Annotated in this window: 17 protein-coding genes and 1 riboswitch; of the genes, 16 read left to right on the top strand and 1 reads right to left on the bottom strand. The window is 28.4% G+C overall.

Features of this window, described 5'->3' with window-relative positions:
• The first annotated feature begins 294 nt into the window (after nucleotides 1–294).
• From CLSA_RS14875 to crcB, 3 genes are all read left to right on the top strand, one after another.
• On the top strand, nucleotides 295–1,593 hold the full coding sequence (locus tag CLSA_RS14875) for a PQQ-dependent sugar dehydrogenase family protein (protein WP_022747210.1): 1,299 nt from the start codon (nucleotides 295–297) through the stop codon (nucleotides 1,591–1,593).
• A 540-nt stretch (nucleotides 1,594–2,133) separates the two neighbouring features.
• On the top strand, nucleotides 2,134–2,688 hold the full coding sequence (locus CLSA_RS14870; RefSeq protein WP_022747209.1) for a hypothetical protein: 555 nt from the start codon (nucleotides 2,134–2,136) through the stop codon (nucleotides 2,686–2,688).
• 136 nt (nucleotides 2,689–2,824) lie between these two features.
• Entirely contained in the window at nucleotides 2,825–3,202 is a 378-nt protein-coding gene (gene crcB, locus CLSA_RS14865) for a fluoride efflux transporter CrcB (protein WP_022747208.1), read from the top strand.
• A 102-nt stretch (nucleotides 3,203–3,304) separates the two neighbouring features.
• Here the strand turns inward: crcB and CLSA_RS14860 are convergent, their stop codons facing one another.
• Nucleotides 3,305–4,624, bottom strand: coding sequence for a voltage-gated chloride channel family protein (locus CLSA_RS14860; RefSeq protein ID WP_022747207.1), 1,320 nt, complete (start codon nucleotides 4,622–4,624; stop codon nucleotides 3,305–3,307).
• A 107-nt stretch (nucleotides 4,625–4,731) separates the two neighbouring features.
• A riboswitch (Fluoride riboswitch) is annotated at nucleotides 4,732–4,791 on the bottom strand.
• 254 nt (nucleotides 4,792–5,045) lie between these two features.
• Here CLSA_RS14860 and CLSA_RS24605 point away from each other — a divergent pair.
• The 13 genes from CLSA_RS24605 (at nucleotide 5,046) to accC (ending at nucleotide 18,654) form a co-directional block, all read left to right on the top strand.
• Nucleotides 5,046–5,171, top strand: coding sequence for a YIEGIA domain-containing protein (locus CLSA_RS24605; RefSeq protein WP_144079388.1), 126 nt, complete (start codon nucleotides 5,046–5,048; stop codon nucleotides 5,169–5,171).
• A 120-nt stretch (nucleotides 5,172–5,291) separates the two neighbouring features.
• The gene (locus CLSA_RS14855; protein WP_022747206.1) at nucleotides 5,292–6,257 is read left to right on the top strand and encodes a phosphatase domain-containing putative toxin; all 966 of its coding nucleotides are present in this window, start codon (nucleotides 5,292–5,294) and stop codon (nucleotides 6,255–6,257) included.
• Nucleotides 6,258–6,514: 257 nt separating this feature from the next.
• Nucleotides 6,515–8,173, top strand: a complete 1,659-nt coding sequence (locus CLSA_RS14850) for a B12-binding domain-containing radical SAM protein (protein WP_022747205.1) — start codon at nucleotides 6,515–6,517, stop codon at nucleotides 8,171–8,173.
• A 226-nt stretch (nucleotides 8,174–8,399) separates the two neighbouring features.
• A complete protein-coding gene (locus tag CLSA_RS14845) occupies nucleotides 8,400–8,855 on the top strand; it encodes an Lrp/AsnC family transcriptional regulator (RefSeq protein WP_022747204.1) in 456 nt (151 codons plus the stop codon).
• A 1,162-nt stretch (nucleotides 8,856–10,017) separates the two neighbouring features.
• Nucleotides 10,018–10,860 carry a D-amino acid aminotransferase gene (locus tag CLSA_RS14840; RefSeq protein WP_022747202.1) on the top strand — a complete coding sequence of 281 codons (843 nt, stop codon included), beginning with the start codon at nucleotides 10,018–10,020 and terminating at the stop codon, nucleotides 10,858–10,860.
• A gap of 15 nt (nucleotides 10,861–10,875) precedes the next feature.
• Complete coding sequence (locus CLSA_RS14835; protein ID WP_022747201.1) at nucleotides 10,876–11,988, top strand: DUF4392 domain-containing protein; 1,113 nt, start codon at nucleotides 10,876–10,878, stop codon at nucleotides 11,986–11,988.
• Nucleotides 11,989–12,003: 15 nt separating this feature from the next.
• Nucleotides 12,004–12,789 carry a putative hydro-lyase gene (locus tag CLSA_RS14830; RefSeq protein WP_022747200.1) on the top strand — a complete coding sequence of 262 codons (786 nt, stop codon included), beginning with the start codon at nucleotides 12,004–12,006 and terminating at the stop codon, nucleotides 12,787–12,789.
• Nucleotides 12,790–12,803: 14 nt separating this feature from the next.
• Nucleotides 12,804–13,580 carry a LamB/YcsF family protein gene (locus tag CLSA_RS14825; RefSeq protein WP_022747199.1) on the top strand — a complete coding sequence of 259 codons (777 nt, stop codon included), beginning with the start codon at nucleotides 12,804–12,806 and terminating at the stop codon, nucleotides 13,578–13,580.
• Between the two features lie 163 nt (nucleotides 13,581–13,743).
• Complete coding sequence (gene alr / locus CLSA_RS14820) at nucleotides 13,744–14,886, top strand: alanine racemase (RefSeq protein WP_022747198.1); 1,143 nt, start codon at nucleotides 13,744–13,746, stop codon at nucleotides 14,884–14,886.
• A 208-nt stretch (nucleotides 14,887–15,094) separates the two neighbouring features.
• Nucleotides 15,095–15,805, top strand: a complete 711-nt coding sequence (gene pxpB / locus CLSA_RS14815; RefSeq protein ID WP_041716295.1) for a 5-oxoprolinase subunit PxpB — start codon at nucleotides 15,095–15,097, stop codon at nucleotides 15,803–15,805.
• Nucleotides 15,805–16,806 carry a 5-oxoprolinase subunit C family protein gene (locus CLSA_RS14810; RefSeq protein WP_022747196.1) on the top strand — a complete coding sequence of 334 codons (1,002 nt, stop codon included), beginning with the start codon at nucleotides 15,805–15,807 and terminating at the stop codon, nucleotides 16,804–16,806. Before pxpB ends, CLSA_RS14810 begins: the two co-directional genes overlap by 1 nt.
• Before the next feature lie 21 nt (nucleotides 16,807–16,827).
• On the top strand, nucleotides 16,828–17,289 hold the full coding sequence (locus CLSA_RS14805) for an acetyl-CoA carboxylase biotin carboxyl carrier protein (RefSeq protein ID WP_022747195.1): 462 nt from the start codon (nucleotides 16,828–16,830) through the stop codon (nucleotides 17,287–17,289).
• An 18-nt stretch (nucleotides 17,290–17,307) separates the two neighbouring features.
• Complete coding sequence (gene accC, locus CLSA_RS14800; protein WP_022747194.1) at nucleotides 17,308–18,654, top strand: acetyl-CoA carboxylase biotin carboxylase subunit; 1,347 nt, start codon at nucleotides 17,308–17,310, stop codon at nucleotides 18,652–18,654.
• The last annotated feature ends 587 nt before the right edge of the window (nucleotides 18,655–19,241 follow it).

Here is a 19,241-nt window from a genome sequence, read left to right as displayed (position 1 = left end):
CCTTAATTAAAGAATATTCTAAATAAGATGTAAATATGAATTGTAGATAAACAACTTAGATTTATGATGTAATTTACCGAAACAAATGCATGACCTATATTTTGGTTACTCACCACATAATTCTAAGTCACAAGTTGTTTATCTATAATTAAGGTACAAATAAGATTTTTAAATAAAGGTCTTATTTTTGTATTTTTAAAATATAAATTAACATAGGTATTATATTTTATACAAAGGTATGTTTGGATAGTTATTTTTTCAAATGCCAAATTGAAGCAGTAAGGGGAGAGTGAAGTGAAAAGGTTTCTGAAATTTTTGATTATTTCTGTTGTAATTGTTGTAGGAGCATTTGGAGTATTTAAATTTTCTAATCAATATAGAATGAACATTTTAAAGAATAATATAAGTTGGAGTGTAGCATATAGGAATTGTAAAGACTCTGTAGCTTTTGATGAAGATGAAAATAAAAATTTTTATATAGCTTATGAAAATTATATAAAGGTTATTAAAGAGGATGGAAGAGAAGAAAATTTAATTCAAGATAAGTCCTTAAAAATAGAAAATATGATTTTTTATAATAATAAATTATATTTTATTTCTAAATCAAACTTGTATGAGTATGACTTAGAAAGTAAGAATTTAAAATCTATATTGAAAGATATTCCTTGTGAAGGCAAATATTTAGATAGAAATCTAATTGTAAAAGATTCAAAACTTCTTTTATCAATTGGATCAGCTACAAACTCAGGTATAGCTTCCCCTGACAATAATTATCCATTAGATAAAATTCCTTATGATAAAAGTTCAATAGATGTAACATTAAATGGCTATAATTATGGAGAAAAGAAAACTGGTGCTTTCATGGCATATGGAAATTCATCAGAAGATGGACAAAAGATAAAAGCGCAAGAGATTGCAAATTCTTGTGTGTTAGAAATAAACTTAGACAATAATAAGGTATCATTATATGCTTCAGGTATAAGAAATATTAAAGGCTGGGATCTTGATAGTGAAGGAACATTAGTTGGAATAGTTGGAGGAATGGAGAATATAGGAGAAAGACCTATAAATAGAGATTTTGATTATCTGTATAAGATAGATAAAGGAAAATGGTATGGTTGGCCAGATTTTAGTGGAGGCGATCCTATAAGTTCACCTAGATTTAAAGGTGAAAAAACAGTTCCACCTCTTATTTCGAATCCGCCTAATAAAATTGTAGCTGCACCTATGTATCAATATTCTGATGTTGGAATTATAAGATATTTGGCGATAGATAAAGAAGGAAAAATATTAGATAAGGATACAAAGGTATATTTTGATAGCAAAGAAAATAATGTGTCATCTATAAGTAAAGAGAATGTTGTATCAAATTTATTAAGTTTAAGAACTGAAAGTAAGATAAATGGAATAAAATACTTTGAAGGAGATATTTATATATTAGATAGTGGAATAGGGTGTATTTATAAACTTCAGACAAGCAATTCAAGTTTAGTATTTAGCTTACCAAAACCAGTTTTGATATTTATTTTTGTATTATTATTTGTATTACTATGTTTATGGATAGCTAGAATAAATAAAAACATAAATAAATAATTTGGGATTTAGACTTGTGATATAAATTACCGAAAGTAAGGGAACTCTTTTGCTCGATTGCTATAGAATATTGCTATGGATTTCTACCAGTAAAAGTTTGTTCCATTTCTGCATAATCCTCAGATGAAACTGAGGACAAGCAAAAATAGAACAATTTTTACTGAAGAAATACCTATAGGAATATTCTAAATGCAATGCTCTGAAAAAGAGTTCCCTTATTTTCTAGTTATGATATATTTCAAAGTTTAATTCTAGTTCGTAGTTTATTTATCTATAAGAGGCTGTGAAAGTTAATGAGAGATTGTCAATTCTTGCTTATCCTTAACTTGCTTAATGAGCATGCAGGAATGAGGCGATATCTCATTTAGAAACTTTCAACTAATTTTTATAGTTATGTGGAACAAAATGTGTTTGATCTCCGTTAACCGTTACATAAGTCTAAGATTTAATTTGATATTTATAAAAGATATGAAAAGTATATATTTTAAAATATGTAAAAAAATGTTAAAATGTTTATATATCTTGAGGAGGTAAATAAGTATGACGAAAACATTAGTAATTAATTTAGAGGATATTAATTTACAAGGAGACATATTAGATGTTGGAGAAAAGAATTCTGGTATTATATACAATATATCTAAGGAAGTTGAAGAGGAATTGAGTTTAGATTATGTATGTGAAGATACAAAAATAGAGTTAAAAAACAGACAATATGATGCATGTACTTTTTTCTTTGAGTTAAATAAAATATGGACAAATACTCAAAAGGAAAGATTAATAAGTGAAGTAAGTAATTATGTAAAAGAAGATGGTGAAATTTATATTTGGGATATAAATAAAGAACGAGGAAAAGTATTTAATAATAAGATAAGAGTTATATTACCTAATAATAAGATAAAAGAGTTTGCATTTAAAAATTTAAATATATTATCGCATTCAAATATTGAGGAAATAAAAAAAATTCTCAAAAAGCATTTTAAAGTAGAAGTAACTAAAGTATGGGAGGATATTTTTTTTATACGAGGAAGAAAAACACAAATAAAACAAAAAGAAGCGGAGAATTTTAAATATGAAGGTGCTAATTATAGTGATTAACTAACGATAACGTGTGTCAATATGTAATTGAAGGAGAAAAAACTTATAGAGATTTTATTTAATATAAATTATGTCAAGTGGATAGAGACACAATATTTGTTTATGAGCAGAATGATTTTTAGTGGAGGGGATTAATTTGCAAAGAGTTATTTGTGTTGGCATAGGAGGAGGTATAGGCGCAATAATTAGGTATTTGATTACAAAACAATCAGCAGGTTTATTTAATTGCAATATTCCTTTAGGAACATTAATAGTAAATGTACTTGGTGGTTTTTTAATAGGAATGATAATGGAATTAAGTGTATCTACAGATTTTATATCCCCAAACTTAAAGCTTTTTTTAACTACAGGGATTATGGGAGGACTTACAACATTTTCTACATTTAGTTATGAAACAATTACTCTAATGAATGATGGAAGATATCTATTAGGGTTTAGTAATATATTTCTAAATTTATTTTTGAGCTTAGGAGGCGTTATTTTATCAACATTATTATGCAAGGTTATTTTTTAAGTAGGTTAAAGAAATATTTAAATATGTTTGTTTTTGTGAATATATTACAAAAACTCAAGTGATTTAATTATCGTGCTCACTTGAGTTTTTATTTAAATAAATTTATGCATTTTTCTTTTTTCTATAAGAAGCAAGAGTTGATTCCTTAGGGACTTTAATTAATCTGCTTTTACTTATACCAATCTTTTGAGATGTATAAATTCCAGAATGTCCAGAAAATAAATAACTTATAGCACAAGTCATAAACATAAATTCCATACCTGTTGAACCAAACATTTCTAAGCCTAAAATAAAAGAAGTTATAGGTGCATTTGTAGCTCCTGCAAATACTCCTATAAGACCTAAAGCTGCTAAAAATGATGGTGAAACATTAAGAATACTTGCTAAAGCATTTCCAAAGGTTGAACCAATTACAAATAATGGAGTAACTTCACCACCTTGAAAGCCTGTACCTAAAGTAAATGAAGTAAATATGATTTTTAATAAAAATGCAAATGGGCTAACATGTCCAATAAATGAATCTGACATTAATGGAAGACTAAGCCCAAGATAATCTCTTGTTCCAACTATGTACGTAAAAGCGATTATTATAATTCCACCAATGAAGCTTTTTATTGCAGCATTTTCAAAGCTAGAAGAAAAAACTTCTTTTAATTTATGAGTTAACTCACTAAATAATTTACTAGCTAATCCAAATAGAATTGCAGCAATGATAACTTTCAATACTATAATATATGTAATATCTGGTATTTGTAATATAGAATAGTGAGCATGATGAACATTAAATGATTCTGTTACAAGATTTCCAATAAAAGCTGAAAAGAAACAAGGAATCAAGCTAATATAGTTCATAGTTCCAAGAGCGGCTACTTCTAGTCCAAATATTGTCCCGGCAAGAGGAGTACCAAATATAGAACCAAATCCACTACTAATACCACACATTAAAATAATTTTAGTGTCCATTTTATCTAATTTTAATAACTTTCCAATACTTTCAGCTATGCTTGAACCAATTTGTACACCAGTACCTTCTCTACCAGCGGAACCTCCGAATAAGTGAGTGATAAAAGTTCCAAGAAAAACCAAAGGTGCCATACGTAAAGGAATATGATCTTTACTAGTATTAATTTTATCAATAATTAAATTATTACCTTTTGATGAGTTTTTTCCATATTTAGAATATAGAAAACTAACCAAAGCACCTCCAATTGGTAAAAGAAACAATATCCAAGGATTATCGGTTCTGAAGTCTGTAGCGAATTCTAGACTTTTTAAAAATAAAGCCATAATAGAGCCTGTAAGAGAACCAACAACTGCACTTATAAGAAACCATTTTAAAAATGATATTCCTAAAATTGCACTTATATTTAAGTTTCTGATAAATAAGATTGATCTTAAGATTTTTGAATTACTTTTTTGCATTATGTTTCTCCTTTTCTTATTTTAATTGTAAATAGGATTTTGTAAGTATAATTACTGCATTTATTTGGAAAATTTAAAATGACTCCTACAAAAAAGCGGATTACCGCTATTTTGTAGGAGTCATTAGCATTACGCAGTTAAAGGCGAACTCCATCACCTGAAATATATTTTTGATGATAACATAATTAATACATGTTTAACAATGTGAACGTTAGCTAATAATTTTGAATGTATCAAATTAAATACAGTATTAAACGATATCATTACATATTTCAACAATAAATCTTTTATAATTTATTTTCTTAAGTACATTTTCAACAATACTAAAATTTAAATAGGTATTGTTAAGATTTTTAATTAGTTATTCATTTTTTACAAAATAATGATGTTAAAATAAATAATTTAGTAAAGATTATGAAGCATATACTCATTAGTTTATACAAAAGAATACTTAATTCATATTATAACAGGTTTTATAGTTTCAGTTCTAGAAGCAGTAGCAATTCCTGCATTACTTTCAAAAGATTTTCGGTATCAGCAGGAATAAGTGGTCTATTTATGTAATTATAGGGGAAAATTTGAATTTAATGTGATTTTAATTTAACAGTAATATAATTACTATGGGGTTAAATGTAAGTGTGATTAGAGTTAGAAATGAGGCGTGTTTATGAAAAATAAGAAAATTATATATATTATAGGAGTAGTAATTATAGGAGCATTAACTTCTGGATATTTTATAGAACATTATTATAATATTACTAAGAAAACAGATATAAAAACTGAAGGTATGCAAAATAGCAAAATAAATCTTGTAATAGACACGGAAAATAAAGATGTGTTACCAAAAAATTTTAGAACTACAAAAGATGAAATTAATAGTGAAAAATTAGGGGATACTAGTTTGTTAGGACTTTCAGATCTAAATATATCTGGTAGTGGTGCACTTTCAGAAAAAGGTTTAGCTATGATAAAAGAGAAAATAGGTAATAAAATTACCATGGATATTGATTTACGTCAAGAAGATCATGGCTTTGTCAATGGTATGGGGATAAGCTGGTTTGGAAAAGATGATCAAGCTAATAAAGGCCTTTCTAGAGATCAAATTATAGCTGATGAGAAGAATAAATTAAATGAAATATCTAAAAATGGATATGTTATGTTTGATACACTACCTAAAGGAAAATCTGTAAACACAATTAGTGAAATCAATAACCCAGAAAATGTACAAACGGAAGAAGAGTTAGCTAAAAGCCTTGGAATGAGTTATTTGAGAATTACTGTAACTGACCATGAAAAACCATTAGATGATCAAGTAGATTTATTTGTTGAGTCAGTAATAAATCTTCCACAAGATACTTGGCTACATTTTCACTGTAGAGGAGGAGCTGGGAGAACTACTACTTTTATGGCAATGTATGATATGATGCATAATGCAAAGAATGTTAGCTTTGAAGATATAATGAAACGCCAAAATTTGATTGGAGGTTCAGATTTATTGAAAAGTGAAGATAAGGATGAAAGTCAAGATAGATCAGATTTTATTAATAAGTTTTATGATTACTGTAAGGAAAATCAAGATGGATTTCAAACATCATGGTCCCAGTGGATTAAAAAATCTGAAAAAAAATCATAACCAAATAGTTTAAAAAACCAATAATTCATATAATTATCTCTTTTAAATCAAATTATTTGCTATCTTATATAATATAAAGAAACTAAAAATATAAATGTAATTGAATTAAAAGTTGCTTTTGAGAATATACCTAAAAAGACTAGCATTAAATAAGTGTTAGTTCTTTTTATTAAGTTCTTAATAATGTATACTATAAAAAGTATTGAAAATTATTATTGTTTTCAAATTTAATAGATACGTGAAAGGAAGATTTAAAGATGAAAGTACTATTAACAGCAGTTGACTCTAAATTTATTCATAGTAATTTAGCTGTTAGATATTTAAAGAATTTTACAAGAGATCTTGATTACGAAGTTAAGATAAAAGAATTTACTATAAATGACAGAGAAGGGAGAATATTAGAAGAAATAATTAAAGAAAAGCCAGATATTGTAGCATTCTCAACATATATTTGGAATGTTGAACTTATTTCAAGAATTGCGAATTTAATTAAAAGAGTTGATTCTAATATAGAAATTTTATATGGTGGACCAGAAGTCTCATTTGACTCAAGAACTTTTCTAAAAAATAATGTAGGAGAATATGTTATAGAAGGTGAAGGGGAAAAAACTTATAGGGACTTTGTTTTACATAAATTAGGTAAAGTTAAACTGGAAGACGTTAAGGGTCTTCATTATAAAATTGATGAGGTTGTTTACTCTAATGAAAAACGCCCACTTATGTCCATGGATGAAATAGTTTTTCCATATGAAGAAGGCGAAGATTTAAGTAATAAAATTGTTTATTATGAAGCATCTAGAGGATGCCCATTCAACTGCAAATACTGTCTTTCATCAACAAGTCATGGAGTTAGATTTTTAGATATTGACAGAGTATTAAATGATTTAATGTACTTTATAAATAAAAAAGTCAGATTAGTTAAATTTGTTGATCGTACCTTTAACTGTAATTCTAAATTTGCTATGGCAATATGGGAGTTTTTAATTAAACAAGATACAAACACTCAATTTCATTTTGAAATATCAGCAGATATATTAAAGCCTCAGGAAATAGAACTTTTATCAAAGGCTCCAAAAGGAAGATTTAGATTTGAAGTTGGAGTTCAAACAACTAATGACGAGGTTTTAAGAAATATAAATAGGTTTGTTAACTTTAGTGATATAAAGGAAAAAGTTTTAGAAATTGAAGCGTTAAGGAATATTGACCAGCATTTAGATTTAATAGCAGGACTTCCTGGAGAAGATTACGAATCATTTGAAAAGTCTTTTAATGATATGTATGAGATAAAACCAGAGGAAATACAACTTGGTTTTTTAAAATTATTAAAGGGATCTTCCATGAGAGAAGATGCAGATAAATATGGAATGGAATTTTCACCATATCCACCATATGAAATTTTAAAAACAGATAAGATATCATATGAAGAACTATTGAAGTTGAAGAAAGTAGAAGAAATGGTTGACAAGTATTACAATTCTCAAAAGTTTAAGCTTATAATCAAGTATTTTGAAAATAAATTTGAGAAACCTTTTAATTTTTATTATAGCTTAGGTATGTTCTTTGAAAATCAAGGATACTTTAATAAAAATATAGGAAATGCGGAATATTATAAAGTATTTTTAGATTTTAATGAGAGTATATTAAAAGAAAGTAATGAACATTTAAAAGAGATTGTTAGATTCAATTACTTAATATTCAATAAAAGACGTGGATTACCAGAATTTTTAAGAAGTGATATGGAAAAAGAGGAAGAAAAGAGCATAAAGGAAAAACTAAAAGAACAATATTCGTTTAAAGAATATCATTTGGAAAAATTTAAAATTGACTTAGAAAAATATATTGAAGCTGGAGAAATAGTACAAGAGAATACTTATTATTTATTTAATGATAAAGCTGATTATATTAGATGTATTTAAATAATATAAAAAATGATTGATTAGAATACCACATTATTCAGAAATGGATTTGTGGTATTTTTGTAATTATTTAAATATATTTGATAACCAATATAATAGTATAATGTCAAAATTAACATTTATAGACTTTTTTATTTTAAGATATTATAATAGTCATAATATTATTTGAAAATTACAGGGGCTATATAATTTTTAGATGATTATTTGAGATTTGGGGGAATAATTTATGGATAAAATGGATTATAAAATATTAAAATGTTTAAAATCAAATGCAAGAAGCAAAGCATCAGCAATAAGTAAAGAAATTCATTTATCAGTTTCAGCAGTTATTGAACGAATACATAAGATGGAAAATAATGATGTAATTAAAAAATATACAATAATTGTTGACCAAAAAAAATTAGGAAATGATATGACTGCATTAATGGAAGTTAGCCTTGAACATCCGAAATTTTATGAATCTTTTACTAAAGCTATTAAGTGTAATGATAATATTGTTTCATGTTATTATTTAACAGGAGATTTTGATTTTATGATCAAAATTATTTGTGCATCATCGAATCAACTTGAACAAATCCATAGACAAATAAAAAGTTTAGAGGGAGTCTCATCAACAAAAACTCACTTTGTTTTGAAAAGTATAAAAAATACATTCAGTGTTATACCAGATACAATTGAATAATCAGCAATACAAAATAGATAAACAACTTGGGATTTAGAATTGTGTGGTAATTAACCGAAAGAATGGTGATTATTTTACTCGGTTGCTAGATAATTAAACTGTGGATTTCTAACAGGATAAGTTGTACCCACTTTAGCTTGCTCCAATTATTCAATTGGACAAGCAAAAGTGGAACGACTTATTCTGAAGAAATACCTACAGCTTAATTATCAATGCAACACTACGTAAAATAGTCACCATTTTTTCTAGTTTATAATACATTTCAAAGTTTAAATTTAGTTTATGTTTTTTTATTTATATAGATATTTAATTCAATAACTTGAATCATACTAGAATATATATACATGTTTATTAAACTTAATGTAGTTTATATATTATAAATCAACTACATTTTTACAGTTCTGTAGAAAAAAATATATTTGATTTTATTAATTTACTATATAAGTCTAAGTTCTATGCTAGATTAGATATCAATACGTGTAAAGTTTAATCAATAATCACTAAATTTTATGGGTAATTGAATATTTTATTATGTTATATATTAATAATACAATCTATTCTGAATTGTATTATTAAATTAGCATTTATATCTTCACAAAAACTTGCTATATTTCTTAATGATGGATTTTTACGACTATACCTTTTAAAGGTGAATGATTTGTAATGTATCAAAACTAGAAAGAAGCTGTATTTTTTTCGGAGTGTTGCATTTATAATTTGGCTGTATGCATTTCTTCAGCAGAAGTTGTTCTATTTTTGCTTGTCATCAACTTATTTGAGGAGCATGCAGGAATAGTGCAACTTCTGCTGGTAGAAATCCACAACCAAATTATATAGCAACCGAGAAAAAGAATACAGCTTCTTTCGATAAGTCACCACTTAACTCTAAGATTTAAGTAGTTTATCTATAAGGAGTAAAAATTTCATGTTTTTAGTTTCAATTGTGGAAAATATAGAAAAAATTTTTGATTAAATATTAAAAACAATAAAATTTATTGAAATTTCAAAAAATATTGAAAATTTTTATTTGAGAATATAATATGTATGTATAACATAGATTTGAGCAAAAGCCAAATATGTTTTAGACAATGGGGTCGATTTTAAATGTCTAAAATATATTTGGCTTTTTTGTTTTATTTAATAAATTTTAGGAGGCAATTATATGAAAAATTTAGGCTATTACAATGGAGAATATGGTTTATTAGAGGAAATGAAAATACCAATGAATGATCGTGTGTGTTATTTTGGAGATGGAGTTTATGATGCAACTTATAGTAGAAATCATGTAATTTTTGCATTGGACGAGCATATTGAACGTTTCTTTAATAGTGCAGGATTATTAAGAATTAAAATTCCTTACTCAAAGGAAGAACTTAAGGAAATTCTTAAAGATATGGTTAAGAAAGTTGATTGTGGAGAACAATTTGTTTATTGGCAAGTTACAAGAGGAACTGCAATGCGTAATCATGCATTTCCAGATACACCAGCGAATTTATGGATTACATTAAAGCCAGCAAATATTAAAGATATGTCAGAAAAAGCAAAATTAATTACTTTAGAAGATACAAGATTTTTACACTGCAACATTAAAACATTAAATTTATTACCTAGTGTAATTGCAGCACAAAAAACTGAAGAAGCAGGATGCCAAGAAGCTGTATTCCATAGAGGGGATAGAGTAACTGAATGTGCACATAGCAATGTTTCAATTATAAAAGATGGAATTTTCAAAACTGCACCAGCAGATAATTTGATTTTACCAGGTATTGCAAGAGCTCATATTATTAAAATGTGTAAGAAGTTTGAGATTCCTGTAAATGAAACAGCATTTACATTAAAAGAATTAATGGAAGCAGATGAAGTTGTTGTTACTAGTTCAGGTCAATTCTGTATAACAGCTTGTGAAATAGATGGAAAACCTGTAGGTGGAAAAGCTCCAGAAATTATAAAAAAATTACAAGATGCATTATTAAATGAATTCTTAGAAGAAACAAAAGAAGAGTAGGAGGTTGGGTAGAATATGAATCAAAAAGAATTAACATTATTTAATATAGGCGAGAATTTAGATAATTTAATGAATTTAGATCCTAGAGGATATGGTGTTTGTCGTATATTGTACTCTGCATCAAGGGAGTATACTAAAGAACCTTTAACTACAAATGCAGCAAAGAAGCTGTTAGATACTTTAAAAGAAGGCGATTTAGTTTATATAATGACTGGATTTGTATTACTTCCATTTAAAAAGGCTGAAATGGATGGAATAGTAAGTTCTATTCTTCTTGCAAGATCTTTGGTTAAGGCGTTTAATGTAAAACCAGTAATTATATGCCCAGAGGAAAATATGTTAGCAGTAAAGAATTTATCTGCTGTAGTTGGATTACATTGTTATGATAGTATTGAAGAATTAAAAGAATATCCTATATCTATGGCTGCTATATCATTTACAAAGGATGCAAGTAAAGCAGAGCAGCAAGCAGATGATATTATGTCTAAAGGATTACCTAGTGCAGTTATTAGTATTGAATGTCCAGGAGCTAATTCTGTTGGAAAATATCATAATGCAGTTGGTTTAGATGTTACAGAATTAGAAGCAAAACAAGATATTTTATTTACAAAATTACAAGACAAGGGAGTCCTTAATATAGCAATAGGTGACCTTGGTAATGAAATGGGAATGGGAACTATTAAGGAACATTTAGAAGAATATATTCCATATGCAGCTAAAGGTAGATGTAATTGTGGATGCAATGGTGGAATTGCAGTTGCAACAAAAGCAGATAATATTATAACTGCTACTGTATCAGATTGGGGATGCTATGGATTAATTGCAGCAATTGCCTATTTAAAGAAGGATCTAGAAATATTGCATACAAAGGAAATGGAAGAAGAAGCAATGGTTGCAGCTTCAAGAAGTGGAATGATAGATATGTATGGATGGTTAACACCTGCTATAGATGGTTTTGGATTATCAATGAATCTTTCAATTGTTAATTTAATGAGAGAATGTGTATCTTATGCTATTAAATTAGAAAAAACATGTGCTACATGGTTTGAAAAAGTTATTGAATTAGGATACTATGACAATGTTATTGATACAAAGGATAGCAATGAACGATTAGTAATGCTAAAGTAAAGGAGGATAAGTGTAATGAATTATTCACAAATGGATCCAGCAGAAGTTCGTAGATTAATACGTGAAGGTGAAATTACAGGTCCAACATCTGGAATGTGTGCAGGATATGCACAAGCTAATTTAGTTATTCTTCCAAAAGATTTAGCTTATGACTTCCTTTTGTTTACTCAAAGAAATCAAAAATCTTGTCCTATATTAGAAGTTAGTGATATGGGAAGCAGAAGTCTTAAATATATAGCTAATAATGTTGATATTGCTAAAGATATTCCTAAATACAGAGTATATGAAGACGGAATACTTACAGGTGAATATACAAGTGTGGAACATTTATGGAGGGATAACTTTGTAAGCTTCTTAATAGGCTGTAGTTTTTCTTTTGAATCAGAGCTATTAGAAGCAGGGATAAGTATAAGGCATATTGAAGAAAATTGTAATGTTCCTATGTTTAAGACAAATATAGAATGTGAACCTGCAGGTATTTTTAATGGGAAAATGGTTGTCAGCATGAGACCTATTCCATATGATCAAATTGTTAAATCTGTAATGGTAACAGGAACAATGCCAAAAGTTCATGGAGCACCAATTCATATAGGAGATCCATCTGTTATTGGAATTTCAGATGTGACTAAACCAGATTTTGGAGATAGTGTACAAATAAAAGAAGGAGAAGTACCAGTATTCTGGCCTTGTGGTGTAACACCACAATCTGTAGTAATGAATGTAAAGCCTAAAATTGTTATTACACATTCTCCAGGTCATATGCTTATAACAGATGTTAAAAATGTAGATTTAAAATATTAAGGTGGGAAAATTTTATGCATGAAGTAGATTTAAATTGCGATTTAGGCGAGAGTTTTGGGAATTATAAACTTGGATTAGATGAAGAAGTAATATCATATATATCTTCTGCTAATTTAGCATGCGGATTTCATGCATCAGATCCTCTTACAATGAGCCATACAGTTGAATTAGCTAAAAAGGCTGGTGTTTGTGTTGGTGCACATCCTGGATTGCCTGATTTAGTAGGGTTTGGAAGGAGAAATATGAATATTTCTCAAAAAGAAGCTAAAGCTATGGTTCAATATCAAATTGGTGCATTGGATTCTTTTTGTAAAGCGCAAGGAATCAAAATGCATCATGTAAAACCACATGGAGCTTTATATAATATGGCAGTAAAGGATATAAAGCTTGCTACAGCAATTTGTGAAGGTATATATGAAGTTAATCCACAACTTATTTTACTTGCTTTATCAGGAAGTGAAATGGTGAATGCAGCAAATAATGTAGGCTTAAAAGTAGCAAGGGAGGCCTTTGCTGATAGGGCTTATGAAGAGGACGGTACTTTAGTTGCAAGAACCAAAGAAGGATCAATGATTACTGATGAAGATGAATCTATTAAAAGAGTTATTAGAATGATTAAAGAAAACAAAGTTAAAACGATTACTGGAATTGATATACCAATTAAAGTAGATTCTATATGTGTTCATGGAGATGGTGCAAAAGCATTAGAATTTGTAAGAAAAATTAAAGCAGGTTTAGAAGAACAAGATATAAAAATTACACCGTTATATAAATTAGTTTCTAATTCTTGATTTATAAGAATATCTCAAAGTACTATTTGTATTTAAGAACAGTTGTATATTAAAAAATATATATGTTGAAATATGATTTACTCATTAATTTAATGATATAGTATATAGTTTTAAATTTTCAACATATATAAATAAAAATATTAAATTAAAAGAAGGTTTTTTTATGGAAAAATATTTTAGATCTTACGCAAGAATAGATTTAGATGCTATCTCGCATAATATAAATGAAGTAAAGAAACGAATAGGACATGGCGTAAAGGTTATGGCAGTAATTAAAGCAGATGGCTATGGTCATGGTGCTACTGTCTTAGGAGATTTTCTTAAAAACGAAGTTGATTATTATGGAGTTGCTACTATAGAAGAGGCTATGGAGCTGCGTGAATATGGAATAAAAGTACCTATATTAATCCTTGGTTATACATCTCCAAGTCAATATTTAACTCTAGTTGAAAATGATATAACTCAAACTGTATATAATATAGAAATGGCTAAAGAAATGTCAAATGCAGGAGAGAAATGCAAAAAACAAGCTAAAATTCATATTGCATTAGATACTGGTATGACAAGAATAGGATTTCAGCCTAATGAAGATGGTGCTTTAGCCGTTAAAGAAATCGCAACTTTTCCGAGTTTAAATATTGAAGGTCTATTTACTCATTTTGCTTGTGCAGATGAAAAAGATAAGAGTTATAGTGAATTGCAGATAGATAGGTATGATAAGTTTGTAGAATTATTAGAAGAAAAAGATATAAATATTCCTATTAAGCATATGTGCAATAGCGCAGGAATAATGGAATTTGACCACCATCGTTTTGATATGGTTAGATCAGGAATAATAACTTATGGATTATATCCATCTGAGGATGTTAATAAAGATGCTATTAAATTGAAGCCAGCTTTACAATGGAAAACACATGTGGTCAATGTTAAAAATGTTGATTCCGGACATGGTGTAAGTTATGGAGCAACTTATATTACAAAAAATAAAACTAAAATTGCAACAATTTCTATTGGATATGCTGATGGATATCCAAGAGCTCTATCGTCAAAAGCAAAAGTATTGATTCACGGTAGTTATGCACCAATTATAGGTAGGGTTTGTATGGATCAGATGATGATTGATGTCACTAATATTGATAACGTGGAGATTGAAGACGAAGTAACTTTAGTTGGACAAGATGGTAGGAATGCTATTTCTGTTGAAGAATTAGCTGATATAGCTGGAAGTTTCAATTATGAGTTTGTTTGTGGAATAGGAAAAAGAGTTCCTAGAGTTTATGAAGGCGTAGAACAAGAATGTATATAAATTGAATATTAATTAGTTTAAGAGAAAATATTAATATTGAATTGTGAATTTAATAAATATGTTCTAATAAGTTATGATTTTTTTAATAAAAAATATTACTACTGAACTAGTATGCTAGAAATTAATTTTAAAGAAGAATAAATTAAAAATAATATAGAATATGTTTCTGAAAAGTATAGTAGAAATTGTTGGAGGGGGAAGCGCAATTATGAAGAAAAATGAATTTAAAACTGAAATTTCTCAAATAAGTGAAACGTGTGCGCTAATTGAATTTGGTAAGGAAATTAATGAAGATATAAATAAAAAAGTTAGAATATTATGCGCATATCTTGATAAACACCCATTTAATGGAATGACAGAATATGTGCCAGCCTTTTCTAGTGTTTCTATTATTTATGATCCTTTATATATGAAGAGCGAATCTCCTTATGAAGTAGTAAAAGATATTTTAGAGGATATGATATCTGATCTTGATTTCTCATCGAGTGATGAAGAACATATAGTTGAAATTCCAGTATGTTATGGTGGAGAATTTGGTCCAGACATTGAACATGTAGCTGAAATAAATAATATTACTGTTGATGATGTGATAAAAATTCATTCTGAAGGAAAATATTTAGTTTATATGATAGGATTTGCACCAGGTTTTCCTTATTTAGGAGGAATGTCAGAAAAAATTGCAGCTCCAAGACGTGAATCTCCAAGAACAGCAATACCAGCGGGATCAGTAGGAATTGCCGGAATGCAGACAGGAGTATATCCAATAGAGACTCCTGGAGGTTGGCAGCTTATAGGTAGAACTCCTATAAAGATGTTTGATTTAGATGGGAATCCTAAAAGTCTTTTACAGTCAGGGGATATAGCTAAGTTTTATCCTATTTCCTATGAGGAATACTTAAAGTTAAAGGAGGAAGAATAGTGAATATATCTGTTTTAAATCCAGGACTTCTTACAACAATTCAGGATTTGGGGAGAATTGGATATCAAAAAGATGGAGTTATAGTTAGTGGAGCTATGGATAGTTATGCGATGAGACTATCTAATATTATAGTTGGAAATGAAGAAAATGAAAGTGTTTTAGAAATAACTTTAGTTGGACCTTCATTACAACTTAATGAAGGAACTTTATTTGCTATAACTGGTGCAGATCTTTCTCCTACTATTAATGGGCTAAAGGTTCCTAGTGGAAGACCTGTTTATGTAAATAAAAATTGTACATTGAAGTTTGGTTCGTGTAAAGCAGGCTGTCGTTCTTATTTAGCTGTAGCTGGTGGGTTTGATGTTCCAAAAGTAATGAATAGTAAAAGTACATATTTGAGAGCGGGATTTGGTGGTTATGAAGGAAGAGCATTGAAAAAAGGAGATATACTTAGAATTGGTGTTAAAAGTTTAGAGTCTACTATACTAATAGAAAAATTAAAAGAGATTAGTGATAAAGATGATTTTGTAACACTAAAATGGTATGTAAAAAACTTTATTAAAGAAATCTCAGAGAATACAGTGATTAGAGTTTTTCCAGATAGGCAGTTTCATAGCATTTCAGAAGAAAGCATAAAAAAATTCTTTGATTCAAAGTTTAATATTGATGCTAGGTCTGATAGAATGGGATACCGTTTATGTGGGGAAAAAATTCAATTTAAAGAAAAGTTAGAAATGATATCTGAAGAAGTTTCTGTGGGAACTATTCAAGTTCCACCTGATGGAAATCCAATTATTCTTTTAGCTGATAGGCAAACTGCTGGAGGGTATCCTAAAATCGCTCATGTAGCTTCTGTGGATATTCAAAAAATAGTGCAACTTAAACCAAATGATAAAATAATATTTAAGAAGATAACATTAAAGGAAGCTGAAAAATTATATTTTTCTAGAGAAAGATATATATCAGAGATAAAAAAAGCTATAAAGTTAATAACTATATAGAAGAGATAAGGGGTAAAATTAATGATTAATATAGATGATATAGAAAAAATTATTAAAGTTGTTGATAAATTTGATGTTCCTCATTTTGAATTTCAACATGAAGATAGTAAGATAGTAATAGATAAGAATAAGACATGTGAAGGTTTAGCTAGTACAAATACGTTTGCTAAAGGTGAAATTAAGGATGCTCAGTCTAAAATTAAGAAAAGTATCAATGAGGACGTTGAGATAGAAATTACAGAGAAGGAATATATTAAAGCCGCTTTTGCAGGTACTTTCTATTGTTCCAAAGAAAAAAATGAACAAGCCTTCGTTAAAGTTAATGATGAGGTAGAATGTGATACTGTTGTTGGATTGATTGAAGTGATGAAATTATTTAATGAAGTTGAAGCTGGAGTTCAAGGAACTATAGTTGATATATTAGTTAAGGATGGAGACTTTGTAGAATACGGCCAACCACTATTTGAGATAAAAAGTAAGTAATTTGAAAAGGAGAAAGATATGTTTAAGAAAATTCTTATAGCTAATAGAGGAGAAATTGCTGTTAGAATCATACGTGCTTGCAGAGAGCTTGGAATTTCAACAGTTGCTATTTATTCAGAAACTGATAAAGATGCATTGCATGTGAAAATTTCTGATGAAGCTTATTGTATTGGTAAAACATTTGTAAAGGATAGTTATCTTAATGTACAAAATATATTGAGTGTCGCTATACATGCTAAAGTAGATGCTATTCATCCAGGTTATGGTTTCCTTTCAGAAAACACAGATTTTGCTCAAATGTGTGAAGAATTTGGAATTAAATTTATAGGTCCATGTTCTGAAATTATAAGTTTAATGGGTGATAAATCTAATGCAAGAGATACAATAAAAAGAGCTGGAGTGCCTACTGTTCCTGGGACAGATGGAGAAATACAAAATATTGATGAAGCAATAGCAATTGCAAAAGAAATAGGATATCCAGTTATAGTTAAAGCATCAGCAGGAGGCGGAGGTAAAGGAATGAGAGTGGTTAATTCTGAAGATGAATTAATAAGCTCCATTGAAACTGCTCAAAAGGAAGCACAAAACTATTTCGGAAATCCTATGGTTTATTTGGAGAAATATTTAGAGTATACTAGGCATGTAGAAATTCAAATAATTGGAGATAATTATGGAAATGTAGTTCATTTAGGTGAAAGAGATTGTTCAATACAAAGACGTCATCAAAAGCTTGTAGAAGAATCACCATCACCAGCATTAAATGAAGATTTAAGAAATGCTATGGGTGACGCGGCTGTAAGAGTAGCTAAGGCTGTAAAGTATAATAGTGTAGGAACTGTTGAATTTCTTTTAAATGAGGATAATAATTTTTATTTTATGGAAATGAATACAAGAATACAAGTTGAGCATGGTGTTACTGAAATGATAACTGGCATTGACCTTATGAAAGAACAGATATTAGTAGCAGGTGGTGAAAAATTATCTTTTACTCAAGAAGATGTTAAGATAAATGGATGTGCTTTAGAATGTAGAATAAATGCGGAAGATCCATCTAGAAACTTTATTCCTTGTCCAGGAAAGGTTGAAAATTATTTATCACCTGGTGGAATTGGTTTAAGAATAGATAGTGCAGTTTACCCAGGATATGTTATCCCACCATTTTATGATTCAATGGTATCAAAAGTGATTGCTTGGGGAAGAGATAGGGATGAAGCAATTCTAAGAATGAAAAGAGCATTAGATGAATTTGTTATTGAAGGAGTTAAAACAACAATTCCTTTTCACAAAAAATTGATGGACAATGAAACTTTTAGGTCAGGAAACTTTAATACTAAGTTTTTGGAAATTAATAAAGATTTATTTTAATGTGTTCTTTAAGGTATATTCAAAAAATAACAAATTCATATGTTAAGCATATTTTATATGCTTGATTAAATTTAATATAGAAAAAAGTGATTTTATTTTGTTGACGCATAGTAAAAAATAACAAGTCAGTATAATAGTCTATTTTATTTTAAGTTATATTTTGTCAGTATGTTTACTTAAATACATGTTATAAAGTAAACAGTCTGCTAATTATATCGAAGAATATGTAGTGTGTTTGCTGGCTTGTTATTTTTTTACTATAATTAAAAAAATAATAGCAGCAGTATATATTAAATCAAATTTAATATAGGGATTGAGGTTATTTCAGAGTATTTTGTATGGAAAGGTAAAACATTGAAAAAATTATATGTAGAGTTTATAATAAACGTTATGAAGTAATTGATACTATATAAAGTATTGATATATTTTATTTCGTACGTTTATTTTAAGGCACAATCAAAAAAATAATAGACCTGTATGTTTGTCTATTTTGAGTCATAAGGAAGCTCGACTCGCATACGCTCACTGAGTAAGTGATTTATGCAAAATCATAAATTGCACTGTGTAAAAGTTCTGCTAATCAAATA

The organism is Clostridium saccharobutylicum DSM 13864 (genome assembly GCF_000473995.1).
GTDB classification, from domain to species: Bacteria; Bacillota; Clostridia; order Clostridiales; family Clostridiaceae; genus Clostridium; species Clostridium saccharobutylicum.
Note: the sequence above shows the minus strand (reverse complement) of the source record. Positions and strands in the feature narration are given on the sequence as shown.